General features: G+C 71.8%; 20 protein-coding genes. 6 read left to right on the top strand and 14 right to left on the bottom strand.

Annotation, left to right across the window (positions count from 1 at the left end; genetic code table 11):
* Positions 1–47: 47 nt before the first annotated feature.
* Genes AC4F3Q_RS05975 through AC4F3Q_RS05960 form a run of 4 tightly spaced genes read right to left on the bottom strand, consistent with a single transcriptional unit; the run spans position 48 to position 4,028 of the window.
* Positions 48–878 (bottom strand): ABC transporter ATP-binding protein, encoded by an 831-nt coding sequence (locus AC4F3Q_RS05975; RefSeq protein WP_491039157.1) that lies wholly within the window; start codon positions 876–878, stop codon positions 48–50.
* The gene (locus AC4F3Q_RS05970) at positions 875–1,939 is read right to left on the bottom strand and encodes a FecCD family ABC transporter permease (RefSeq protein ID WP_491039156.1); all 1,065 of its coding nucleotides are present in this window, start codon (positions 1,937–1,939) and stop codon (positions 875–877) included. The genes AC4F3Q_RS05975 and AC4F3Q_RS05970 overlap by 4 nt, the downstream gene beginning before the upstream one ends.
* Complete coding sequence (locus AC4F3Q_RS05965; protein WP_491039155.1) at positions 1,936–2,976, bottom strand: FecCD family ABC transporter permease; 1,041 nt, start codon at positions 2,974–2,976, stop codon at positions 1,936–1,938. Before AC4F3Q_RS05965 ends, AC4F3Q_RS05970 begins: the two co-directional genes overlap by 4 nt.
* Positions 2,973–4,028: an iron-siderophore ABC transporter substrate-binding protein gene (locus AC4F3Q_RS05960; RefSeq protein WP_491039154.1), complete on the bottom strand. Its 1,056-nt coding sequence runs from the start codon at positions 4,026–4,028 to the stop codon at positions 2,973–2,975. The genes AC4F3Q_RS05965 and AC4F3Q_RS05960 overlap by 4 nt, the downstream gene beginning before the upstream one ends.
* Positions 4,029–4,257: 229 nt before the next feature.
* Between AC4F3Q_RS05960 and AC4F3Q_RS05955 the strand changes: the two genes are divergently transcribed.
* A complete protein-coding gene (locus tag AC4F3Q_RS05955) occupies positions 4,258–4,707 on the top strand; it encodes a DoxX family protein (protein WP_491039153.1) in 450 nt (149 codons plus the stop codon).
* A 97-nt stretch (positions 4,708–4,804) separates the two neighbouring features.
* Here AC4F3Q_RS05955 and AC4F3Q_RS05950 read toward each other — a convergent pair whose 3' ends face one another.
* The 3 genes from AC4F3Q_RS05950 to AC4F3Q_RS05940 form a co-directional block, all read right to left on the bottom strand.
* A complete protein-coding gene (locus AC4F3Q_RS05950) occupies positions 4,805–5,848 on the bottom strand; it encodes a zinc-binding dehydrogenase (protein ID WP_491039152.1) in 1,044 nt (347 codons plus the stop codon).
* An 82-nt stretch (positions 5,849–5,930) separates the two neighbouring features.
* Positions 5,931–6,506, bottom strand: a complete 576-nt coding sequence (locus AC4F3Q_RS05945; RefSeq protein WP_491039151.1) for a hypothetical protein — start codon at positions 6,504–6,506, stop codon at positions 5,931–5,933.
* A gap of 26 nt (positions 6,507–6,532) precedes the next feature.
* Entirely contained in the window at positions 6,533–7,783 is a 1,251-nt protein-coding gene (locus AC4F3Q_RS05940; protein ID WP_491039150.1) for an AGE family epimerase/isomerase, read from the bottom strand.
* Between the two features lie 211 nt (positions 7,784–7,994).
* Between AC4F3Q_RS05940 and AC4F3Q_RS05935 the strand changes: the two genes are divergently transcribed.
* A complete protein-coding gene (locus tag AC4F3Q_RS05935) occupies positions 7,995–9,554 on the top strand; it encodes an Ig-like domain-containing protein (protein WP_491039149.1) in 1,560 nt (519 codons plus the stop codon).
* Here the strand turns inward: AC4F3Q_RS05935 and AC4F3Q_RS05930 are convergent.
* Both AC4F3Q_RS05930 and AC4F3Q_RS05925 read right to left on the bottom strand, forming a co-directional pair.
* Positions 9,532–10,137 (bottom strand): methylated-DNA--[protein]-cysteine S-methyltransferase, encoded by a 606-nt coding sequence (locus AC4F3Q_RS05930; protein WP_491039148.1) that lies wholly within the window; start codon positions 10,135–10,137, stop codon positions 9,532–9,534. The genes AC4F3Q_RS05935 and AC4F3Q_RS05930 overlap by 23 nt on opposite strands.
* Positions 10,134–11,819 carry an AlkA N-terminal domain-containing protein gene (locus AC4F3Q_RS05925; RefSeq protein WP_491039147.1) on the bottom strand — a complete coding sequence of 562 codons (1,686 nt, stop codon included), beginning with the start codon at positions 11,817–11,819 and terminating at the stop codon, positions 10,134–10,136. Before AC4F3Q_RS05925 ends, AC4F3Q_RS05930 begins: the two co-directional genes overlap by 4 nt.
* Before the next feature lie 225 nt (positions 11,820–12,044).
* Between AC4F3Q_RS05925 and AC4F3Q_RS05920 the strand changes: the two genes are divergently transcribed.
* The 3 genes from AC4F3Q_RS05920 to AC4F3Q_RS05910 all read left to right on the top strand — a co-directional run bounded on the left by AC4F3Q_RS05920 (position 12,045) and on the right by AC4F3Q_RS05910 (position 14,999).
* A complete protein-coding gene (locus tag AC4F3Q_RS05920) occupies positions 12,045–13,268 on the top strand; it encodes an MFS transporter (protein WP_491039146.1) in 1,224 nt (407 codons plus the stop codon).
* 112 nt (positions 13,269–13,380) lie between these two features.
* Positions 13,381–13,839 carry a nitroreductase/quinone reductase family protein gene (locus AC4F3Q_RS05915; protein WP_491039145.1) on the top strand — a complete coding sequence of 153 codons (459 nt, stop codon included), beginning with the start codon at positions 13,381–13,383 and terminating at the stop codon, positions 13,837–13,839.
* Between the two features lie 71 nt (positions 13,840–13,910).
* Positions 13,911–14,999: a magnesium and cobalt transport protein CorA gene (locus AC4F3Q_RS05910; protein ID WP_491039144.1), complete on the top strand. Its 1,089-nt coding sequence runs from the start codon at positions 13,911–13,913 to the stop codon at positions 14,997–14,999.
* A gap of 21 nt (positions 15,000–15,020) precedes the next feature.
* Here AC4F3Q_RS05910 and dnaB read toward each other — a convergent pair whose 3' ends face one another.
* Positions 15,021–16,385, bottom strand: coding sequence for a replicative DNA helicase (dnaB, locus tag AC4F3Q_RS05905; protein WP_491039143.1), 1,365 nt, complete (start codon positions 16,383–16,385; stop codon positions 15,021–15,023).
* 329 nt (positions 16,386–16,714) lie between these two features.
* Here dnaB and AC4F3Q_RS05900 point away from each other — a divergent pair, with 329 nt between their 5' ends.
* Entirely contained in the window at positions 16,715–18,055 is a 1,341-nt protein-coding gene (locus tag AC4F3Q_RS05900) for an MATE family efflux transporter (RefSeq protein WP_491039142.1), read from the top strand.
* Between the two features lie 117 nt (positions 18,056–18,172).
* Here AC4F3Q_RS05900 and rplI read toward each other — a convergent pair whose 3' ends face one another.
* From rplI to rpsF, 4 genes are all read right to left on the bottom strand, one after another.
* Complete coding sequence (rplI, locus tag AC4F3Q_RS05895) at positions 18,173–18,622, bottom strand: 50S ribosomal protein L9 (protein WP_168446795.1); 450 nt, start codon at positions 18,620–18,622, stop codon at positions 18,173–18,175.
* A 28-nt stretch (positions 18,623–18,650) separates the two neighbouring features.
* The gene (gene rpsR / locus AC4F3Q_RS05890) at positions 18,651–18,887 is read right to left on the bottom strand and encodes a 30S ribosomal protein S18 (protein ID WP_098458044.1); all 237 of its coding nucleotides are present in this window, start codon (positions 18,885–18,887) and stop codon (positions 18,651–18,653) included.
* 83 nt (positions 18,888–18,970) lie between these two features.
* Entirely contained in the window at positions 18,971–19,468 is a 498-nt protein-coding gene (locus AC4F3Q_RS05885) for a single-stranded DNA-binding protein (protein ID WP_168446794.1), read from the bottom strand.
* Positions 19,469–19,537: 69 nt separating this feature from the next.
* Positions 19,538–19,894 (bottom strand): 30S ribosomal protein S6, encoded by a 357-nt coding sequence (rpsF, locus tag AC4F3Q_RS05880; protein WP_491039141.1) that lies wholly within the window; start codon positions 19,892–19,894, stop codon positions 19,538–19,540.
* Between the last annotated feature and the right edge of the window lie 185 nt (positions 19,895–20,079).

The following is a 20,079-nucleotide window of genomic DNA, read 5'->3' as shown; positions in this document are numbered from 1 at the left end:
CTACACCCGATGTATACACTGCGTGGACATCCCTCCCGAACCGCTGCTCAGCGCACCGGCGCACCGCCCACGCCGGTCGTCGTCACGCCGTGGCGTCCGAGCGGCAGCATCATCGGTCGGCCGGACGTCGGATCCTCGATCACCCGGCTCTCGAGGCCGAAGACCGTCCGCACCGTGTCCTCGGTCAGCACGTCGCCCGGGGCGCCGGCCGCGTGCACCGCGCCGTCGACCATCGCGACGAGGTGGTCGGCGTAGCGGGCGGCGAGGTTGAGGTCGTGCAGCACCATGATGACCGTCGTGCCGCGAGCGCGGTTGAGGTCGGTCAACAGGTCGAGGACCTCGACCTGGTGCGCGACGTCGAGGAACGTCGTCGGCTCGTCGAGCAGCAGCAGGTCCGTCTGCTGCGCGAGCGCCATCGCGATCCAGACGCGCTGCCGCTGCCCGCCGGAGAGCTCGTCGACCGGCCGGTCGATCAGGTCGGCCGTGCCGGTCGTCTCGAGGGCCTGCGCGACGGCGACGTCGTCGGCTGCGGTCCACCGCGACATGAGGCCGTGGTGCGGGTGGCGACCGCGCCCGACCAGGTCACCGACCGTGATCCCGTCGGGCGCGACGGGCGACTGCGGGAGCAGCCCGAGGGTGCGTGCCAGCTGCCGGGCGGGTGTCGCGTGGACGGCGCGACCGTCGAGCAGCACGTGCCCCTGCTGCGGGGCGAGCAGCCGGGACATCGACCGCAGCAGCGTCGACTTGCCGCACGCGTTCGCGCCGACGATCGCGGTCACGGCGCCGGGCGGCACGGTGAGGTCAAGATCCTCGATGACGACCCGGTCGCGGTAGCCGACCGTGAGGCACGAGGCAGCGAGCGTGTGGGCAGCGGTCATATCGACCCTCCTGCACGGTGGGAGCGGATGATCAGGTAGACGAGGAACGGCGCGCCGAGCACCCCCGTGACGACGCCGACGGGGAAGCGTGTGCCCACACCGTGCTGGCCGACCACGTCGGCGAGCAGCACGAGGAGCGAGCCCGTCAGCGCGGCCGGCAGGAGCAGCGAGCCGTTCGGACCGACGAGCCGCGACGCGATGGGGCCGGCGAGGAACGCGACGAACGCGATCGGTCCGGTCGCGGCCGTCGCGAAGCCGATGAGCCCGACAGCCGCGACCACGACGCCGAGGCGGGTCCGGCCGACGCGCGTACCGAGGGCCGACGCCGTGTCGTCGCCCAGGCGCAGCGTCTCGAGGTCGCGTGCGAGCGCTACGAGCACGGGTCCGAGCACCGCGAGCGCGGCGGCCACGGGCACGACCTCGCTCCAGCGGGAACCGTTGAGGGAGCCGGTGAGCCACCGCATCGCCTCGTTGACGTCCCACTCGGACGCCCGCTGCAGCAGGTAGGTCGTGACGGCCTCGAGCATCGCGGTGACGCCGATCCCCACGAGGACGAGCCGCGTGCCCGCGACGCCGTCCTTCATGGACAGCACGTAGATGAGCAGGGCGACGCCGAGCCCGGCGACGATCGCGAAGAGCGACACCTGCGCGCCGTCGAGGCCGAGCACGACGATCGCGAACGTCGCGGCGACGCTCGCACCGGAGCTGATGCCGATGATGTCGGGGCTGGCGAGCGGGTTGCGGAGCATCGTCTGGAACGTCACGCCGGCGAGGCCGAAGCACGCTCCGGCGAGCAGCCCGAGGGTCGCGCGCGGGAGGCGCAGGCGGCCGACGGCGAACGTCGCGCCGTCGGCGTCGCGCCCCAGCAAGACGTCGAGGACGACGCCGGGCCCGTAGAACGTCTTGCCGATCATGAGGCTCAGCGCCCAGACCACGACGATCGCGGCGACGAGCGCGAGGGTCACGCCGGTGCGCCGCCGGGCGCGCCGACGGCGCTCGGCTGCGACCTTCTCGACGAGCGCGGCACCCGCGAGCGCGGGCGGGGCGACGGTCGCGGTCACAGCTCCCGCACCTTCCTGCGCCGCACGATCGCGATGAAGAACGGCGCACCCACGATCGCGGTGACGATGCCGACCGCGATCTCCTCCGGCCTCGCGACGACGCGTCCGACGACGTCGCCCAGCAGCAGCAGGCATGCGCCTGCGAGCGCGGAGAACGGCAGGAGCCACCGGTGCGCGGGCCCGACGATCAGGCGGCACGCGTGCGGGACGACGAGCCCGACGAAGGCGATCGGGCCAGCGACCGAGGTCGCGGCACCGCACAGGACGATCGCGCCGAGGGACGCGACACCGCGCGCGACGGCGACGTTCTCGCCGAGGCCGGCTGCGACGTCGTCCCCGAGCGCGAGGGAGTCGAGGCTCCGCGCGCACGCGAGGCACACGACGAGACCTGCCGCGAGGAACGGCAGCACGGGAGTCATGGTCGCGAAGGCCGCTCCGCCGACGCCGCCGACCTGCCACGAGCGGACCGTCCCGGAGATGTCGTTGCGGCCGAGCACGACTCCCGCGATGAAGGACGAGAGGGCCGCGGACGTCGCAGCGCCTGCGAGCGCGAGCTTCAGCGGGGTGGCACCGCCGCGGCCGAGCGACCCGATGACGTACACGAACACCGCGGTCACCCCCGCGCCGACGATCGCGACCCACACCTTGCTCGTCGCGGTGGTCAGCCCGAACCAGGCGATGCCGACGACGACGGCGAGCGACGCTCCGGTCGTCACGCCGAGGATCCCCGGGTCGGCGAGCGGGTTGCGCGTCACTCCCTGTATGACCGCGCCGGCGAGGCCGAGCGCCGCCCCGACGAGGGCGGCGAGGACGGTGCGCGGCACGCGCACCGCGACGGCGGCGTGGTCGATGCCGTCACGTGCGCCACCGAGGGCGGCGACGACGTCGTGCCACGCAATCTGGCGCGAGCCGACGGCGAGCGACGAGACCGCTGCCGTGACGAGAAGCGCAGCGAGCGCGACGAGCCACAGGAGGCGCACGCGCGCCGACCGTCGCACGAGGGCGACGGTCGGCGCGGGGGTGGCGGTCGCGGTCACTTCACCTTGGCGGCGGCGTCGGCGAGCATCGTCACGTACTCGTCGAGGACCCACGAGATGGCGAGCGGCGTGGGGTTCGCGGCCGTGCCGATCGGGTCGGAGCCGGGCAGCGAGACGATCGCGCCGGCCTTGACGGCGGGCATCTGCGACAGCAGCGGGTCCTTCTCGAGGGCCGCGACGATCTCGTCGCCGCCGTACGTCACGATGAGCTCGACGTCGTCGAACGTGTCGACCTGCTCAGCGGAGACCGTGCCGGAGAACGCCTCGGGGTCCTTGCTCGCCGCCGTCACGGACGCGGGGGTGGTCAGTCCGAGGTCCTCGAAGAACGCGGCGCGCGTGTCCTTCGGCGTGTAGAACGACACCTGGCTGAGGTCAGCGGTGTCGACGTGGGTGAGGAACATCGTCGACGTGCCGGCGAGGCCCTCGTGCTTGGCCACCGCTGCGGTCATCTGCGCCTCCAGGTCGGCGACGAGAGCGTCCCCCTCGGCTGCGAGGCCCAGGGCCTTCGCGTTGAGGCGGATCATGTCGCGCCACGACGTGACCCACGGCCCCTCGGGGTACGCGACGACGGGGGCGATCTCGCTGAGCGTGTCGTAGTCCTCCTGCGTGAGGCCGGAGTAGGCGGCGAGGATGACGTCAGGCTCGGTCTCGGCGACAGCCTCGAAGTCGATGCCGTCGGTCTCGTCGAACAGCACAGGGGTCTGCGCGCCGAGCTCGGTGAGCTTCTCCTCGACCCACGGCAGGGTGCCGTTGCCGTCGTCGTCGCCGAAGTTGGCGGCAGCCATGCCGACGGGGACGACGCCGAGGGCGAGCGGCACCTCGTGGTTCGCCCAGTTGACGGTCGCGACGCGTTCGGGCTTCTCGTCGATCGTCGTCGTGCCGAGAGCGTGCTCGATGGTGACGGGGAAGGTCGCGGCGGGAGCCGTCGTCGACGGGGCGACGCCCGTCGGGGCGGCGCTGGGGGTGGAGGGCTCGGTCGTCGAGCCGCACGCGGCGAGCGCGAGGGCGAGGGTCGAGGCCGCGAGGGCGGCGAGGATCCTGGTGGGACGCATGGGGGTGCTCCGGTCTGCGGGGAGGGTGACGTGGGGCAGATCGTCATCCACCCATTAGGCAAGCCTTACCTCACGGAAAGGTAGCGGAGGTGGGATGACCTGCGCAACGGGCGCGTCACCTCGCGAGACGGCCGCTACGGGCGACCCCAAGGGCAGCCCGGTCTCCGCCCGGTCGGAGCGGGGCGCGTCCCTGCTCGCGCGAGACCGCGTCGACCCGCACGATGGAGGCATGCGCCCTCTCCTGACCGCCGCTCCGCCCGCCGACACGATGCCGCGACGCCTGGCACGCGTAGGCCTCGGCCTCGCCCTCCTGTTCGCAGGGATCAGCCACCTGTCGTTCGCGCGGGACGAGTTCCAGGCGCAGGTCCCGAGCTGGTTCCCCGCGAAGGACTTCACGGTGCTCGCGTCGGGCGCTGTCGAGATCGCTCTCGGCTCGTCGCTCGTGGCGCTCTCGCGGTGGCGGGTCGCCGTCGGGCTGGTCGTCGCCGCGTTCTTCGTCGCGATCTTCCCGGGCAACATCGCGCAATGGCTCGAGCACAAGGACGGTTTCGGGCTCGACACGGACGGCAAGCGGTTCGGCCGGCTGTTCTTCCAGCCGGTGCTCGTCGCATGGGCGCTCTGGTCGACAGGCGCGCTCAAGGCCGTCCGCGGTCAGGGCGCACGGCCGGAGCCGCGCTGAGGTAGGTGCTTGCACGCGAGGTAGGCCCCTTCAGGGGACTACCGCGCGTGCAAGCACCTACCTCGCGTCCAACGCCCTACCTCACGGCGCGACGGGCTCAGGGCTTGACCATCACCTTGAGCGCCTCGCGCGAGTCCATGAGCCGGTAGCCCTCGGCGACGTCGTCGAGGGTGACCGTCCGGTCGAACACGCGGCCCGGGTTGATCGCCCCGGACAGCACGCGGCCGACGGCGTCATCCAGGTAGGCCCGGACGGGCGCGACGCCGCCGGTGAGCGTGACGTTCTGCCCGAAGAGCGACGGGAAGCCGACCGGCGCCTCCTCGTACTGCGGGACCCCGACGCGCGAGATCACGCCGCCCGGGCGCACGACCTTGTACGACTGCTCGTACGCGGGCATGTGCCCCACGGCCTCGAGCACGACGTGCGCCCCCTCGCCGTCGGTCAGGTCCATGACGCGCGCGACACCCTCGTCGCCGCGCTCGGCGACGACGTCGGTCGCGCCGAACTCCCGCCCGAGGTCCGTGCGTGCCTGGTGACGACCCATGAGGATGATGCGCTCGGCGCCCAGCTCGTGCGCGGCGAGGACGGCACTGAGCCCGACCGCGCCGTCGCCCACGACCGTGACGGTCTGTCCGGGCCGCACGCGGCCCAAGTGCGCGGCGTGATAGCCGGTGAGGTACACGTCGGAGAGCGTCAGCAGGGAGGCGAGCATCGCGTCGTCGGCGTCCTCGAGCGGGATGCCCGTCTTGACGAGGGTGCCGTCCGCCTGCGGGATGCGCATGGCCTCGGCCTGCGCCCCGCCGACGCCGTTCGAGCCGTAGTAGCCGCCGTGCTTGCACGACGTGTGGACGCCCTCACGGCAGAACGTGCACGTGTTGTCCGAGTACGTGAACGGCGCGATGACGAAGTCACCGGGGGCGACGGTCGTCACGTCGCCGCCGACGGCGTCGACGACGCCGATCATCTCGTGCCCCATCGGCCGCCCGCGCCCAGCCGGCATGGAGCGGTAGGGATGCAGGTCGGAGCCGCACACGCACGCGCGCACGACGCGCACGACGGCGTCGGTCGGCTCGACGATCGTCGGGTCCGGCACCTCCTCCACGCGGACGTCTCCAGCGCCGTACATGATCGTTGCTCGCACGTCGTCTCCTCAGGTCTGCGGGCGGTCGGACGCACGCCCGACCTGGTCCATCATCGCGCGTCCGCGGCGGGCTGGCCGGGTGTCAGCCGGACCCGAGGTGCGCGACCTCGACGCCCGCGGTCCAGCCAGGGGCGGAGCCGCCTTCGGGCGGCGGCACGTCGGTCGGCAGGCCGACGACGGCGAGCAGCCACGACACGAACGAGTTCGAGCTCCACATGTCACCCGATGGTCCGGCGGCACGCCCCCACACGAGCAGCGGCACCTGCGGTGCCGTCGCGAGGACCTGCGCGACGACGTCGGGATCCCGGCTGAGCTCGTGGACCGTACCGGAACGCGCCGGCCGGTCGGGCCAGGTGCGCACCTCGTAGCGGAAGAACCGCGAGCGCCCGAGCCAGCGCGCGCCCACAGGCCCCTGCGCGACGGCGCCGCGGTCCCGCTCGCTCGTCCCCCAGGCGGGGACGAGCTCGACGTCGTACCGGCGCCCCGCCGCCGTGACCTGCAGGCTCGCGTGGAACAAGCGCTGCGGCGCGCGTCCCTGGACGCGGGCGCAGGCGACCTCCCACCACCAGGACGTCTGGCGCGCGACACGGCCGCCCTCGCCGACGGGCGCCCACCGCAGCACGACGACGTCCGTCTCGTCACCGGGTCGAGGAGCCACGGGATCACGGTAGACCGCGGACCCGCCTACCTCCCGAGCCCGAGCCCGGCCACCTGTCCGTCCGCGACAGCACGGGCGATCGACGGGCCGAGCGGGAGTCGCGGCAGGAGGGTCGCCTGGACCGCGTGGTAGAGGTCGGGCTTGCCCGGCCACACGGTGCCGGCGGGTGCGAGGGTCGGGTCGAGCTCGTGGTGCCACGAGCCACGCTCGTGGTCGACGACGTGCGTGGCGATGTGGTCCCACCACGTCGCGTAGAGCTCGGCGTAGCGGGCGTCGCCGGTGCGGCGGTGCAGCGCGTCCGCCGCTGCGGTCGCCTCGGCGGCGACCCAGTGCATGCGGTCGCGCACGACGGGCGTGCCGTCCCAGCCGGTCGTGTAGACGAAACCCTCGGCGTCGTCGGCGGCCCAGCCGTCGGCGACGGCACGCTCGAAGAGCGCGACGGCGGCGGGCAGCAGGTCGTCCGGCGCGTCGTCGCCGAGCGCGCCCTCGACGTGCAGGAGCAGCCGGGACCACTCGAGGCCGTGCCCGATCGTCGCGCCGTAGGGCTTGAACTGGTCGCCGGGGCGGTCGGCGTTGAGCTCGAGGTCAGCGGTCCACTCGGCGTCGAAGTGCTCGGGCAGCCGCCCGTCGTGCTCGGCGGCGAGCTCGACGACGAACGCGGCGATGCGTGCGGCACGCTCGCGCCACGCCGGGTCACCGGTCGCGTCAGCGACGGCGAGCATCGCCTCGACCGAGTGCATGTTCGCGTTGATGCCGCGGTAGCCGTCGAGCTCGGCGAACGTCACGTCCCACGTGTCGACGGCCCGGCCGGCGTCGTCGTCCCAGAACCGGTCGAGGTAGACAGCGCACGCCTCGTCGAGCAGCTCGCGCGCGCCTGGCAGCCCGGCGAGCAAGGCGCTCGACGCCGCGAGCAGCACGAACGCGTGGTCGTAGCAGGACTTGCCGGACGCGCTGTCGGGGACGCCCGCCGCGTCGACGGCGTGGAACCAACCGCCGTGCTCGTCGTCGTGCAGCACCCCCATCAGGCCCGTGAGCGCGCCTGCCGCGACGGGGGCGCAGCCGGGCACGCCGAGCATCGCACCGAGCGAGTACACGTGCACGGTGCGGCACGTGATCCACGCCTGGACTCCCTGGCTCGGGTCGGGGCGTCCGTCGTCGTCGAGGTAGGCGGCCCCGCCACCCGGTGCGACGAGGCCACCGCGGCCGAAGTCGAGGAGGTCACGGGTGTGCTGGTCGAGCCACGCGAGGTGGGTCGTGCGCGAGGTCCAGGGCAGCATCAGCGCTCTCCTGCAGTGGGAAGGGCGGGTCGCGGATCGCCCGGCACGCCGGGTCACGACCTTAGTGGCGAGTCTAGGTCCGAGGCATGTCCGGCCCACAGGCCCCGATGGGTCGGCTCCTTCCCGAGCAACGCTCTGACCAGCCTTTCCCTGCTATCCCTCTGACCGATACCGTGGTCGCCGACCCGCCAGCCACGCCCAGAGGAACCCCATGCGACACGACGCGACAGCCCGTCGCTCTGCGACCGCGATGCTCGCCGTCGTCATGCTTCTCCTCTCCGGGCTGAGCACGGCGCCCCCCGCGAGCGCGGCCCCCCTCACGGTGACCGTGATCGTCGAGACGAGCCGTGGGATCCCGGTGGAGCGTGCCAACGTCTCGATACGGACGACCTACTCCACGGGCTGGGACGTCCGGGAGGCCGAGACGAACCCTGCCGGCGAGGCGACGTTCACGGTTCCGGCCGCGGGCCTGTACACCGTCGATCTGTTCAACGGCCCGGCCTCCGTCGAGAAGCTAGTCCTCGTCGCTCCCGGGCTCAACCCGATCGTGCGGCTCACGGCATGGTCTCCAGCCTCGATCTCGTTCACGGCCATGAGCGCGGTCGCCGACACGCGCACGGTGGACTACGGCGTCGAGCAGCTCGTCGACGGCAAGTGGCGAACTGCCCACCACGGCAGGCAGGCCGAGCGCGTCTCGGGTGGGTGGCGCGTGACGGTCGACGCGCTCGCTCCGGGGACGTACCGGATCCACGTCGGCGGATGGTTCCACCCACAGACGATCACTGCCGGGACGACCGTGCGCGCAGGTGAGGACGTCGACCTCGGCAGGCACGCCGTCGTGTCGTACAGCGAGAGGAAGCTTCGCCCGACGATCTCACGCCCGACAGCCGGCTTCACGACTCGCGAGTGGGACTGGGACGGGTACGCGATGATGTGCGCCCAGGTCAGCGGCGCTCGGCTGGGGGCTCACGCTACGGCCCGGGCCGAGGTGCTCGATCGCTCGGGCAAGGTGCTCGGCCCCGCCATGTGGGTCTCAGATTCGAAGCTCTGCGCGATCGAAGTGACGGACATCGGCACCTACGGCCCCTACCGGTTCCGCCTCCAGGGCGACGAGTACCACCACACCGTGTCGTCGCCGCTCTCGAAGCGGGTCTCGGTCACGCGCCGCGCCTCGACCGTGAAGGTCCGCCTCGAACAGACGACCATCGAGCGGTACGACAACGCGACGGCGCTCATCACCGTCACGGGACCCCTGACCGGGGAACTGGAGATCCGTGTCGACGGGGAGTACGCCCCCACCGTGTGGCTCGGGTCTGTGCGCCACGTCGAACAGAAGCGCGGCCCGAAGACTTACCGGGTCAAGCTGCACGTCCTCGGGAAGCCCGGCCGCCACACGATCAGCGTCCGCCGAGTCGCCAGCGAGTATGACAAGGGCGCCGTGGCGAAGCCTGTGCACGTCAACGTCGTCACGACGAAGCTGTCGGGTCGCCCTACCGTCAAGGTCCGGCCGTTCGCCAAGGGCGCTCGACCGAAGGTGACGGTCTCGGTGCCGCACGCGACGACGGCGATCCCCGTCACCGGGACGGTGCGGTTCTACGTCAACGGTCGCTCGGTCGCGACGGCGAGGCTGAAGGCGTCCGACAACGGCCGGACCACCGTCACCCTACCGGTGAAGCCGACGGGGAGGATCAAGGTGCGCGCGGTCTACGAGGGTTCGAAGCGCCTCCCCGGGGCGGTCTCGAAGACCGTCACCGTGAAGCCGACGAAGTAGCCGCAAGCACCTGCTCGGGACTACGTTCTGCGACGGCTCCGGCACCCCGCGCCTCGCGGTCGAGCAGGCTGCGCTTGATCGGCAGGCCGTACCGGAAGCCGCCGAGGCTGCCGTCGGTGCGCACGATGCGGTGGCAGGGCACGAACAGTGCGGCGGCGTTCATCGCGCAGGCGCCTGCGGCGGCGCGCACGGCGAGTGGGCGTCCGGCGCGCGCGGCGTACTGCGTGTACGTGATCGCCTCACCCGGCGCGACGGCGCGCAGCGCGTCCCACGCGTGCATCCGGAACTCGCCGGACGCCTGGTGCACGGGCACGCGTGCAGGCGCGTCGAGGTCGCCCTCGTAGTAGGCGGTGACTGCCGCGACGACGTCGGCGACGCGGCCGGCCGTCGTCGGGACGGTCTCGACGACGGCCGGCCGCAGGGTCGGGTGGACGAGCGCGACGAGGTCAGCGATCTCGTCGGTCCAGCCTGAGGCGAGGACCGCGCCGTCGCGCACGAGCGCGGTGAACGGCCCGTCAGGGGTGGCGAGCGTGGCGGCGGTGGCAGCGGCGGTGCCGCTGGCGGGCGCGGTGGTGGCGGTCATGACTGGTCCTTCCGGGTTGCGGGGCTCGTGGTCGCGGCGTGCTGCGTGGCAGCGCGCCAGAGGTGCACGACGGCGTACGAGCGCCACGGCGCCCACTGTTCGCTGCGCTCGACGAGCGCACGGTGCGCGGCGGCGACGCTGACGTCGCCGTCGAGGATGCCGACGGCACGCGCCCCGGCGACGAGCGCGACGTCCCGCGGGAGCCACACGTCGGGGTCGCCGAGGACGCGCATGACGATGTACGACGCCGTCCAGTCCCCGATGCGCGGCCGAGCGAGCAGGTCGGCGCGCAGAGTCTCGGCGTCGGCGCCGACGTGGACTGCGAGCTCGCCGTCCGCGAGCGCGCGGGCGGTCGCGAGGACGGCGCGGACCGCGTCGGCGGGCAGGCGCAGCGGGCGGTCGGGGTCGAGGGGCTCACCCGGGACGGGCTCGGGGACGGCCGCGACGATCTGGGCGGCGGTCGGAAAGAGCGTCGTGAGGCCGTCGATGCTCGCCGCGTACGGCGTGCCGGCGGTGGCGGCGAGCCGGCCGAGGTGGGTGCGTGCAGCGGCGACGGAGATCTGCTGGCCGACGATCGCGCGGACCACGAGCTCGTGCGGGTCGACGGCGCCGGGCACGCGGATCCCGGGAGTGGCCGTGACGAGGGGTGCGAGGTCGGGGTCCGCGCCGAGCGCGGTGTCGACGGCGACCGGGTCGGCGTCGAGGTCGAGCATGCGGCGCACGCGTGCGACGGCGGGGGCGACGTCCGCGAGCGCGGTCAGCTCGAGCCGTGCGGCCAGGCGCCACCCGGTGCGTCCGCGCACGGCGCGGACCTCGATCGCCCCAGGGCCGTGCGGGAGGGTGAGGGTGCGTGCGTAGGTGAGGGCGTCGTCGTCGGCGACGTCCGCCGTCTCGACGCCCGTGACCGCACGCGCTGCGAGGAAGCGGAAGGTGCCGACGGCGTCGAACGGCTCGCGGACGGGCAGCTCGACGTCGAGGCGCACGTGGGGGTCCGCGCTCCCCGAGGCGTGGGGCGTGACCGGGCGGCGCGCGCGGGCGCGCAGCTCGGTCGGGCTGACGTCGAAGACCGCGCGGACCGTGTCGTTGAACTGGCGCACCGAGCCGAAGCCGGCGGCGAACGCGACCTGCGTGAGCGGGAGGTCTGTGCCGACGAGGAGTGCTCGCGCGGACTGCGCCCGCCGGGCGCGGGCGAGGGGCAGCGGCCCGGCGCCGAGCTCGCTCGTGAGCACTCGCTGCACGTGCCGCGGCGTGTAGCCGAGGCGGGCGGCGAGGCCGTCCACGCCTTCGCGGTCGACGACGCCGTCGGCCACGAGCCGCATCGCCCGCGCTGCGAGGTCGCGGCGCAGGTCCCACGCGGGGGTCCCCGGCGTGGCCTCGGGCAGGCAGCGCTTGCACGCGCGGAAGCCTGCCTCCTGGGCTGCGGCGGACGTGAGGTAGAAGCGGACGTTCTCGGGTCGCGGCGTCCGGGCGGGGCAGGAAGGTCGGCAGTAGATGCCGGTCGAGGTGACGGCGGTGAAGAACTGGCCGTCGAAGCGGGCGTCGCGGGCGTCGATCGCGCGGTATCGCTCGGCGAAGGTCCGGTCTGCGATGGTCGGGGCTGCGATGGTCGGGGCGGCGTCGGGGTGCGCGGGCGCGACCGTCGCGGGGTGCGCTGCGGTTTCGGTGCGGGCCGTCGTCGTCATGGGGACAGTCCACCACCTCCCGCCGCCCGTGTCTGGCGGGATTCGGACATGGCTGCGGGACCCCGGGTTGGCGCCCGCTCCTATCGACGCGCGCCCCGGTCGCCAAGTCCTCCCGGACGCCGCGGTCGTAACGTTTCGACCGTGGCGTCGACAGTCGCTAGGCTCGGACCGCACGTGGCCGCCATGTGCGGCTCCCCGCAACCCGCACGAAAGGCAGGACCCGCCATGTACGCGGCTCTCCTCTCGATCATCTACGTCGCCTTCGTGAGCCTCGGTCTCCCCGACTCGCTCGTCGGTGCCGGCTGGCCCGTCATGCACAAGGACCTCGGGGTGCCGCTCGCGTTCGCGGGCATCGTCACGATGGTCATCGCGAGCGGCACGATCCTCTCGAGCCTCGCGTCCGACCGTCTGACCCGCCGGTTCGGTGCGGGCCTGGTGACCGCGACGAGCGTGGGCATGACGGCTGCTGCGCTCATCGGGTTCTCGCTGTCCGACCAGTTCTGGATGATCTGCCTGTGGGCGATCCCCTACGGCCTGGGCGCCGGCGCGGTCGACGCGGCGCTCAACAACTACGTGGCCCTGCACTACGCGGCGCGTCACATGAACTGGCTCCACAGCTTCTGGGGCGTGGGCGCGTCGATCAGCCCGTTCATCATGAGCTACGCGCTCACGTCCGGGCAGGGATGGTCGGGTGCCTACCGCACGGTCGGCCTGATCCAGGTCGTCCTCACGGTCGCGCTCGTCGCGACGCTCCCGCTCTGGCGGAGGGTCAACTCGCTGCCCGCGCCCGACGCCGCGGACGCCACGCCCGAGCCCGCAGCCGACGACGCTGTGCCACTCTCCCTCGCCCGTGCGCTGCGCATCCCGGGGGTTGCGCCGGTGCTCGTCGCGTTCTTCGCGTACTGCGCGCTCGAGACGACGGCGATGGTGTGGGCGTCGACGTACCTCGTGACGGAGCGCGCCGTCGACCCCGCAACGGCTGCCGCGTTCGCGTCGCTGTTCCTGCTCGGCGTGACCGGCGGACGGTTCCTCGCAGGCTTCGTCGCGGACCGCATCGGGGACCGCCTCCTCATCCGCTGGGGCTTCACGACGGTCGGGCTCGGCACGGTCATGGTGCTGCTCCCTCTCGGGACCGACGTCGTCGCGCTGGCCGGGCTCGTCATCGCGGGCCTCGGTTGCGCGCCGATCTACCCGGCGATCATCCACTCGACGCCCGCGAACTTCGGCCGCGAGAACTCCCAGGCGATCATCGGCGTCCAGATGGCTGCCGCGTATGTCGGGTCGACCCTCGCGCCGCCCCTGTTCGGGCTGCTCTCGAGCAGCGTCGGCACGTGGACGTTCCCCGTCTTCCTCACGGCGCTCGCCGTGCTGGGTCTCGCCATGTCGCAGCGGCTCAACGCCGTCGTCGACCAGCACCGGCGGCCCGAGGCCACGCGCGCGACCGCCTGACGTCGCCGCACCTCACCTGATCCCGAGGCTCCGCGGGTCGCCCCGCGGGGTGGTCGCGCCACCCGGCCGGGGCCATAGTGGAGGTCGAGGCACGACGAGCCGGAGGAGAGCCATGAGCTTCAGTAACCCGCGCGGGACCCGTGGCGGCGCGATGCCGCGCGGACCTGTCATGCGCCTGGTCAACAAGCTTGCGGCGCGCCGCGTGCGCCGGACCGGCGGGCAGGCGATGGGCATGGACCTGCTCGTGCTGCACACGGTGGGCCGCAAGAGCGGCGAGGAGCGCACGACGCCGGTCGCCCGGTTCAGCGCGCCCGACGGCGGCTGGTACGTCGTCGCGTCCGCGAACGGCGCCGTGGAGAACCCTGCCTGGTACCTGAACATGGCCGCCCACCCGGACCGGGTGAGCGTCGAGCTGGAGGGTCAGCGCTTCCCGGTCGACGCCGATGAGCTGCACGGCGACGAACGCGCGGCTGCATGGGACCTGATCACGCGCGAGGTGCCGCGCTTCACGAAGTACGAGGAGAAGACGGACCGCGCCATCCCGGTGGTCCGGCTGCGGCGCCGCGGCTGATCGGCGGGCCGCGGCTGATCGGCGGGCAGCGGCTGGCTAGGCTCGAGGGGTCCACCTCCCGAGGAGCGCTCATGCCTACGAGATCAAGCCGTCACGACCGTTCGCGGCGTCTCCTCGACCTCGTGGCACGGCACGATGTAGCCCCTGCCGAGTCGCGCCTTCCCGCGTTGCGAGTGTCCCGGCTGCGCGACGGTCAGGTTCTCGAGTCTCAGACGGTCGGCGTCGAAGCGTCCGACGACGCGGCTGAGGCAGCGTTCGCGGCAGCGGCGACCGAGCGGGACACGCTGGTGGTCCTGGAGTACGACATGCCCACGGCGGAGCAGGTCGCTCACCTTGGCCAGGCGTGGGACCTGCATCCGCTGGTGGTGGAGGACCTGCTCAAGGCGGGTCAGCGACCCAAGCTCGAGCGCTACGGGGACGTGCTGTTCGTGGTGGCGCGCCTCGCGTCGTACGACGACCCCACCGAGGATGTGCAGGTCACCGAGTTCCACCTGCTGCTGCGCGCCAACATCGTCGTCATCCTGTGCCAGGCGCGCGACGGGGAGGCCGTGGGGTACGTCCACCGGCTGGCGCGCGATCCCGCCGTGCTCCGCCTGGGCGCAGAGTCGATCGTCCACTCCTTCCTGAACACCGCCGTCGGCGGGTATGTCCAGGTCGTCGCGGATCTCGAGGCGGACCGGGAGGCGATCGAACGGCAGGTCTTCGACGGCGATGACGCGGTCGCCGAGCGCATCTATCGACTCACGCGCGAGATCATCGACCTGCAGCACGCGGCCGTTCCCCTCATGGATGTTGTCGAAGCCTTGCAGGCGGGGTCCGGCCACCACGAGATCCACCCGGGTCTGCATGCGTACCTGCAGGACGTTCTCGACAACCTGACGCGTGTGACTGGTGCGATCGCCGAGCTTCGGGAGGCGCTCACGCAGATCCTCAACGTGAACGCGACTCTGGTCAACCAGCGTCAGAACGAGAACATGAAGAAGATCTCGGGGTGGGCCGCCATCCTGTTCGCGCCGACTCTCGTCGGCGCGATCTACGGCATGAACTTCGACCACATGCCTGAGCTGCACTGGGCCTTCGGGTACCCGATGGCGCTGGCGCTCATGGTCGCGCTCGGCGGGAGCCTGTGGCTGCTCTTCCGCCGCAACCGCTGGATGTAGGTCAGCCGCCCACCGGTGCGCTCACGCCTGCATGTCGACGAAGCGTGAGTAGTGGCCCTGGAACGCGACCGTGATCGTGTCGGTGGGGCCGTTACGGTGCTTGGCGACGATCACGTCGGCCTCGCCCGCGCGCGGGGACTCCTTCTCGTAGGCGTCCTCGCGGTGCAGCAGGATGACCATGTCGGCGTCCTGCTCGATCGAGCCAGACTCGCGAAGGTCGCTCATCGCGGGCTTCTTGTCGGTGCGCTGCTCAGGGCCACGGTTCAGCTGGGAGAGCGCGATGACCGGGACCTCGAGCTCCTTGGCGAGGAGCTTGAGCGCACGCGAGAACTCCGAGACCTCTTGCTGGCGGGACTCGACACGCTTGCCGGAGCTCATGAGCTGCAGGTAGTCGATGACGACGAGCTTGAGGTCGTGACGCTGCTTGAGCCGGCGGCACTTCGCGCGGATCTCCATGAGCGACATGTTCGGCGAGTCGTCGATGAACAGCGGCGCCTCGGAGATCTTGCCCATCGTGTTGGCGAGCTTCTGCCAGTCGTCGTCCCCGAGGGAGCCGTTGCGCAGCTTCTGCAGGTGGATGCGCGCCTCAGCAGCGAGCAGACGCATCGTGATCTCGTTGCGCCCCATCTCGAGGGAGAACACGCACGTTGTTGCGTTATTCTTAATTGCAGCAGAACGTGCAATATCTATGGCAAAAGTTGATTTCCCCATGGCGGGCCGAGCCGCGATGACGATCATCTGCCCCGGGTGCAGGCCGTTCGTGAGGCGGTCGAGGTCCGCGAAACCGGTGGGTACACCGACCATGCCCTCGCCGCGGTGCCCGGCAGCCTCGATCTCGTCGACGGTCCCGCCGAGGACCTCGCCGAGCACGACGTAGTCCTCGCTCGCGCGCGTCTCCGTGACGGAGTAGACCTCGGCCTGGGCGTTGTTGACGATCTCGTCGACGTCGCCGCCGTCGGCCGCGTAGCCGAGCTGGACGATGCGCGTGCCAGCCTCGACGAGGCGGCGCAGGATCGCACGCTCGCGCACGATGCGGGCGTAGTACCCCGCGTTCGCGGCCGTCGGGACGGACGAGATGAGCTCGTGGAGGTAGGGGGCACCACCGATGCGTCCGGCCTCGCCGCGCTTCGTGAGCTCGCCGAGGACGGTGATCGCGTCGGCGGGCTCGCCGCGGCCGTAGAGGTCGAGGATCGCGTCGTAGATCGTCTCGTGGGCGGGCCGGTAGAAGTCGTTGCTGCGCAGCTGCTCGATGACGTCGGCGATCGCGTCCTTCGAGATGAGCATGCCGCCGAGGACGGACTGCTCAGCCGCGACGTCCTGCGGCGGGGTCCGGTCGAAACCGCCCGAGGACGGACGTCCGAACTGCTCGAGCTCTTCGACCGACATGGGACTCCTCAATCATCGTGCTCGCCGCGCCGTGGGGGCTCTGCCCTGCCCGCCCACGGACTTTCTACCTCCCACCTCTGACATGCGCCGCGTGGTGGCGGGCCTCGAGAAGAGGGTGGGGTCCAGCGCAGCGTACGCTCCGGGGAGTGCGGGGTCGAATGCCCCGTCCACCGAGTTATCCACAGCACTGGACAGTGCTGTGGGAATCGCAGGACAGGCCGTGCACAGACTGTGGACAGGGCCGGGGATAACATGGTGGCGAGCGTTAACACCGGCGAGTTTTCCGCAGGATTCCAACGATCCGACCTGTGGACAGAAGATTGGTTTCCATGCGTCCACAGGGTGAGTCACCGAAGGATCAGTCCCTGGACCGGCAGATCGTCTCGCTCGCGCTCCCGGCTCTCGGCGCACTCGTCGCCGAGCCGCTCTTCGTCCTCGTGGACTCGGCCGTCGTCGGCCGCCTGGGCACCTCGGAGCTCGCCGGCCTGTCGGTCGCCTCGACCCTCCTGATGACCGTCGTCGGGCTGTGCATCTTCCTCGCGTACGCCACGACTGCCGCCGTCGCGCGCCGCACGGGCGCCGGCAGGCGCGCCGAGGCGCTCCAGGCCGGCATCGACGGCCTGTGGCTCGCCCTCGCGCTCGGTCTCGCCCTTGCGGCCGCCCTCGTCCTCGCCGCGCCGTGGGCGGTCGCCCGGCTCGGCGCCGACGGCGCTGTCGCGACGAACGCCGTCTCCTACCTGCGCTGGTCCGCTCCCGGCCTGCCGGGAATGCTGCTCGTCCTCGCCGCGACAGGCGTGCTGCGCGGCCTGCGGGACACGCGCACTCCCCTGTGGGTCGCTGCCGGCGGCGCACTCCTCAACGCGATCCTCTCGGTCACCCTCGTGCACGTGGTCGGTATGGGCATCGCCGGTTCCGGCTTCGGCACGACCATCGCCCAGCTCGCCATGGCCGTGGTCCTCGGCACCGTCGTCGTCCGCGGCGCACGTCGCGCCGACGCATCGCTGCGGCCGCACCGCGCGGGCATCTGGGCGCAGGCGCGCCAGGGCCTCCCCCTCTTCGTACGCACCCTCTCCCTGCGCCTCGCGATCCTCCTGACCGTCTTCGTCGCGACGGGCCTCGGCGCCCTGACTCTCGCGGGCCACCAGGTCGTCAGCGCGATGTGGGGCCTGACGGCGTTCGCCCTCGACGCCCTCGCGATCGCCGCCCAGGCGCTCGTCGGCACCGCCCTGGGCGCGGGCGACGTCGCCCGCACCCGCGACGTCCTGCGGCGCTGCCTGCGGTGGGGCGTCGTCGGTGGCGCGGCGCTCGGCGTCACCGTCGCGGCCGTCGGGCCGCTCGTCACGCCTCTCTTCACGTCCGACGCCGCGGTGCAGGACGCCGTCGTCGCCGGGTTGGTCGTCGCGGGCGTCCTCATGCCGCTCGGCGGCTGGGTGTTCGTGCTCGACGGCGTCCTCATCGGCGCCGGTGACGGCCGGTACCTCGCATGGGCCGGCATCCTGACGCTCGTCGTCTACACCCCGTGCGCCCTCGCCGTGCGCGCGTTCGCGCCGGGCGGGTCTGCGGGCCTCGTCTGGCTGTGGGTGGGGTTCGCGGGAGTGTTCATGCTCGCCCGCGCGCTGACCACCGGCCTTCGCGCCCGCACGACGGCGTGGATGGTCACGGGCGCCTGACGCCGGTCGCCTCCGTGCACACCCCAGGTGCGCGCCGACGCGATCCGTCAGAGAGGTGGGGAAAGCACGAGGCCCGGCTCCCCCACGGGGGAACCGGGCCTCATCAGGACGACACCGTCAGGCGGCGACGACCTTCAGCTTGATGTTCGCCGACACCTCAGGGTGCAGGCGGATCGAGACCGTGAAGTCGCCGGTCGACTTGATCGGCTGACCGATCTCGACCTTGCGACGGTCGATCTTCTGCGCGACGGACGCCTCGACGGCCGCGGCGATGTCCGCGGTCGTCACGGCGCCGAACAGACGACCGCCGTTGCCAGCCTTCGCCTTGACGACGACGGCCTTGGACTGCAGCGAGTCGCGGATCGCACGGGCGTCCTCGAGCGACGCGATCTCACGGGCCTTGCGGGCCTTGCGGATCGCGTTGACCTCGGACTCGGCACCCTTGGACCAGGCCGTGGCCAGGCCGCGGGGGACCAGGTAGTTGCGCGCGTAACCGTCCTTGACGGTGACGACGTCGCCAGGCTCACCGAGACCGGTGACCTCGTGGGTGAGGATCAGCTTTGCCATGTTCTTCTGCCTTTCTGTCTCAGCGCGCTCAGCGAGCCGAGGAGGAGTAGGGCAGCAGGGCCATCTCGCGCGCGTTCTTGACGGCACGGGCGATCTGACGCTGCTCCTGGACGGAGACGCCGGTGACGCGACGCGCACGGATCTTTCCGCGGTCGGAGATGAACTTGCGCAGCAGCGCGGTGTCCTTGTAGTCGACGACCTCGATCTTCGCGGTCTTCAGCGGGTTGGACTTCTTCTTGGGCTTGCGAACAACGGCCTTGGCCATCGTGTGCTCCTTGTCAGGTGCTCTGCCCCGCTCGCCTCCCGCGGGGGAGGACGGGGCTCGTCTTGTCTAGTTTCCGGTGCGGATCAGAACGGGGGCTCGTCGGCAAAGCCGCCGGAGCCGGCCGCCGGGCCGGACGAGGCCCAGGGGTCGTTCTGCTGGTATCCGCCACCGGAGGGGGCACCGCCGCCGCTGAAGCCGCCGCCACCGCCACCCGAGCGCTGGGCTCGGGTGACCTTGGCGGAGGCGTAGCGCAGGGAAGGACCGATCTCGTCCACCTGCAGCTCGACGACGGTGCGCTTCTCACCCTCGCGGGTCTCGTACGAACGCTGCACGAGGCGGCCCTGGACGATCACGCGGGTGCCCTTGGTGAGGGACTCGGCGACGTTCTCGGCGGCCTCTCGCCAGATCGAGCAGCGCATGAACAGCGTGTCGCCGTCCACGAACTCGTTCTTCTGGCGGTCGAAGGTGCGGGGGGTCGACGCGACCGTGAAGTTGGCCACCGCCGCTCCGGAGGGCGTGAAACGCAGCTCCGGGTCAGCCGTGAGGTTGCCGATCACGGTGATGATGGTCTCGCCAGCCATGCCTGCTCCTTCAAGTTTCGTATCTGTCCGTCAAGCGATCGCCCGACGGCGCGGGGTGAGGTGTCGACGTCAGGAAGCGTCGGCAGCAACCTCGGCCGGAGCCTCGTCGGCAGCGGCGACAGCCGCGACCTTGGACTCCTCGCGGCGCATGACCTTCGTGCGCAGGACGACCTCGTTGAGGCCGAGCTGGCGGTCAAGCTCCTTGGCGGTGGCCGGGGTAGCGGTGAAGTCGATCACCGCGTAGATGCCCTCGGACTTCTTGTTGATGTCGTAGGCAAGACGACGGCGGCCCCAGATGTCGACCTTGTCGACGGACCCACCCTCGGTCGTGACGACCTTCAGGTACTTGTCGAGCGACGGGGCGACGGTGCGCTCCTCGATCTCGGGGTCAAGGATGATCATCAGCTCGTACAGACGCATGCTCATACCCACCTCCTATGGACTCAGTGCGGCCACGGGACTTCCGTGACAGGAGGGTTGTGCGTCGCTGCGTTGGTCCCGGGTCTCGTCTCGATGGCGAGCGTCGCCAGGGCACAGCAAGATGCCAGCGTACCGGCTCGGGGGGCCGGGGACCAAGCCTGTGGACGGAGGTCACAACCGGCGCACGACGA

This window comes from Flavimobilis sp. BM9, from assembly GCF_058313055.1.
This window is presented reverse-complemented; position numbering and strand designations above follow the sequence as displayed.

Coding starts and splice junctions, on each gene's coding strand:
- rpsF (WP_491039141.1), bottom strand. CDS start 19,894: ATGAGCATGCGTCTGTACGAGCTGATGATCATCCTTGACCCCGAGATC.
- AC4F3Q_RS05940 (WP_491039150.1), bottom strand. CDS start 7,783: ATGCTGCCCTGGACCTCGCGCACGACCCACCTCGCGTGGCTCGACCAG.
- AC4F3Q_RS05935 (WP_491039149.1), top strand. CDS start 7,995: ATGCGACACGACGCGACAGCCCGTCGCTCTGCGACCGCGATGCTCGCC.
- rplI (WP_168446795.1), bottom strand. CDS start 18,622: ATGGCAAAGCTGATCCTCACCCACGAGGTCACCGGTCTCGGTGAGCCT.
- rpsR (WP_098458044.1), bottom strand. CDS start 18,887: ATGGCCAAGGCCGTTGTTCGCAAGCCCAAGAAGAAGTCCAACCCGCTG.
- AC4F3Q_RS05920 (WP_491039146.1), top strand. CDS start 12,045: ATGTACGCGGCTCTCCTCTCGATCATCTACGTCGCCTTCGTGAGCCTC.
- AC4F3Q_RS05955 (WP_491039153.1), top strand. CDS start 4,258: ATGCGCCCTCTCCTGACCGCCGCTCCGCCCGCCGACACGATGCCGCGA.
- AC4F3Q_RS05975 (WP_491039157.1), bottom strand. CDS start 878: ATGACCGCTGCCCACACGCTCGCTGCCTCGTGCCTCACGGTCGGCTAC.
- AC4F3Q_RS05885 (WP_168446794.1), bottom strand. CDS start 19,468: ATGGCTGGCGAGACCATCATCACCGTGATCGGCAACCTCACGGCTGAC.
- AC4F3Q_RS05900 (WP_491039142.1), top strand. CDS start 16,715: ATGCGTCCACAGGGTGAGTCACCGAAGGATCAGTCCCTGGACCGGCAG.
- dnaB (WP_491039143.1), bottom strand. CDS start 16,385: ATGTCGGTCGAAGAGCTCGAGCAGTTCGGACGTCCGTCCTCGGGCGGT.
- AC4F3Q_RS05925 (WP_491039147.1), bottom strand. CDS start 11,819: ATGACGACGACGGCCCGCACCGAAACCGCAGCGCACCCCGCGACGGTC.
- AC4F3Q_RS05930 (WP_491039148.1), bottom strand. CDS start 10,137: ATGACCGCCACCACCGCGCCCGCCAGCGGCACCGCCGCTGCCACCGCC.
- AC4F3Q_RS05910 (WP_491039144.1), top strand. CDS start 13,911: ATGCCTACGAGATCAAGCCGTCACGACCGTTCGCGGCGTCTCCTCGAC.
- AC4F3Q_RS05915 (WP_491039145.1), top strand. CDS start 13,381: ATGAGCTTCAGTAACCCGCGCGGGACCCGTGGCGGCGCGATGCCGCGC.
- AC4F3Q_RS05960 (WP_491039154.1), bottom strand. CDS start 4,028: ATGCGTCCCACCAGGATCCTCGCCGCCCTCGCGGCCTCGACCCTCGCC.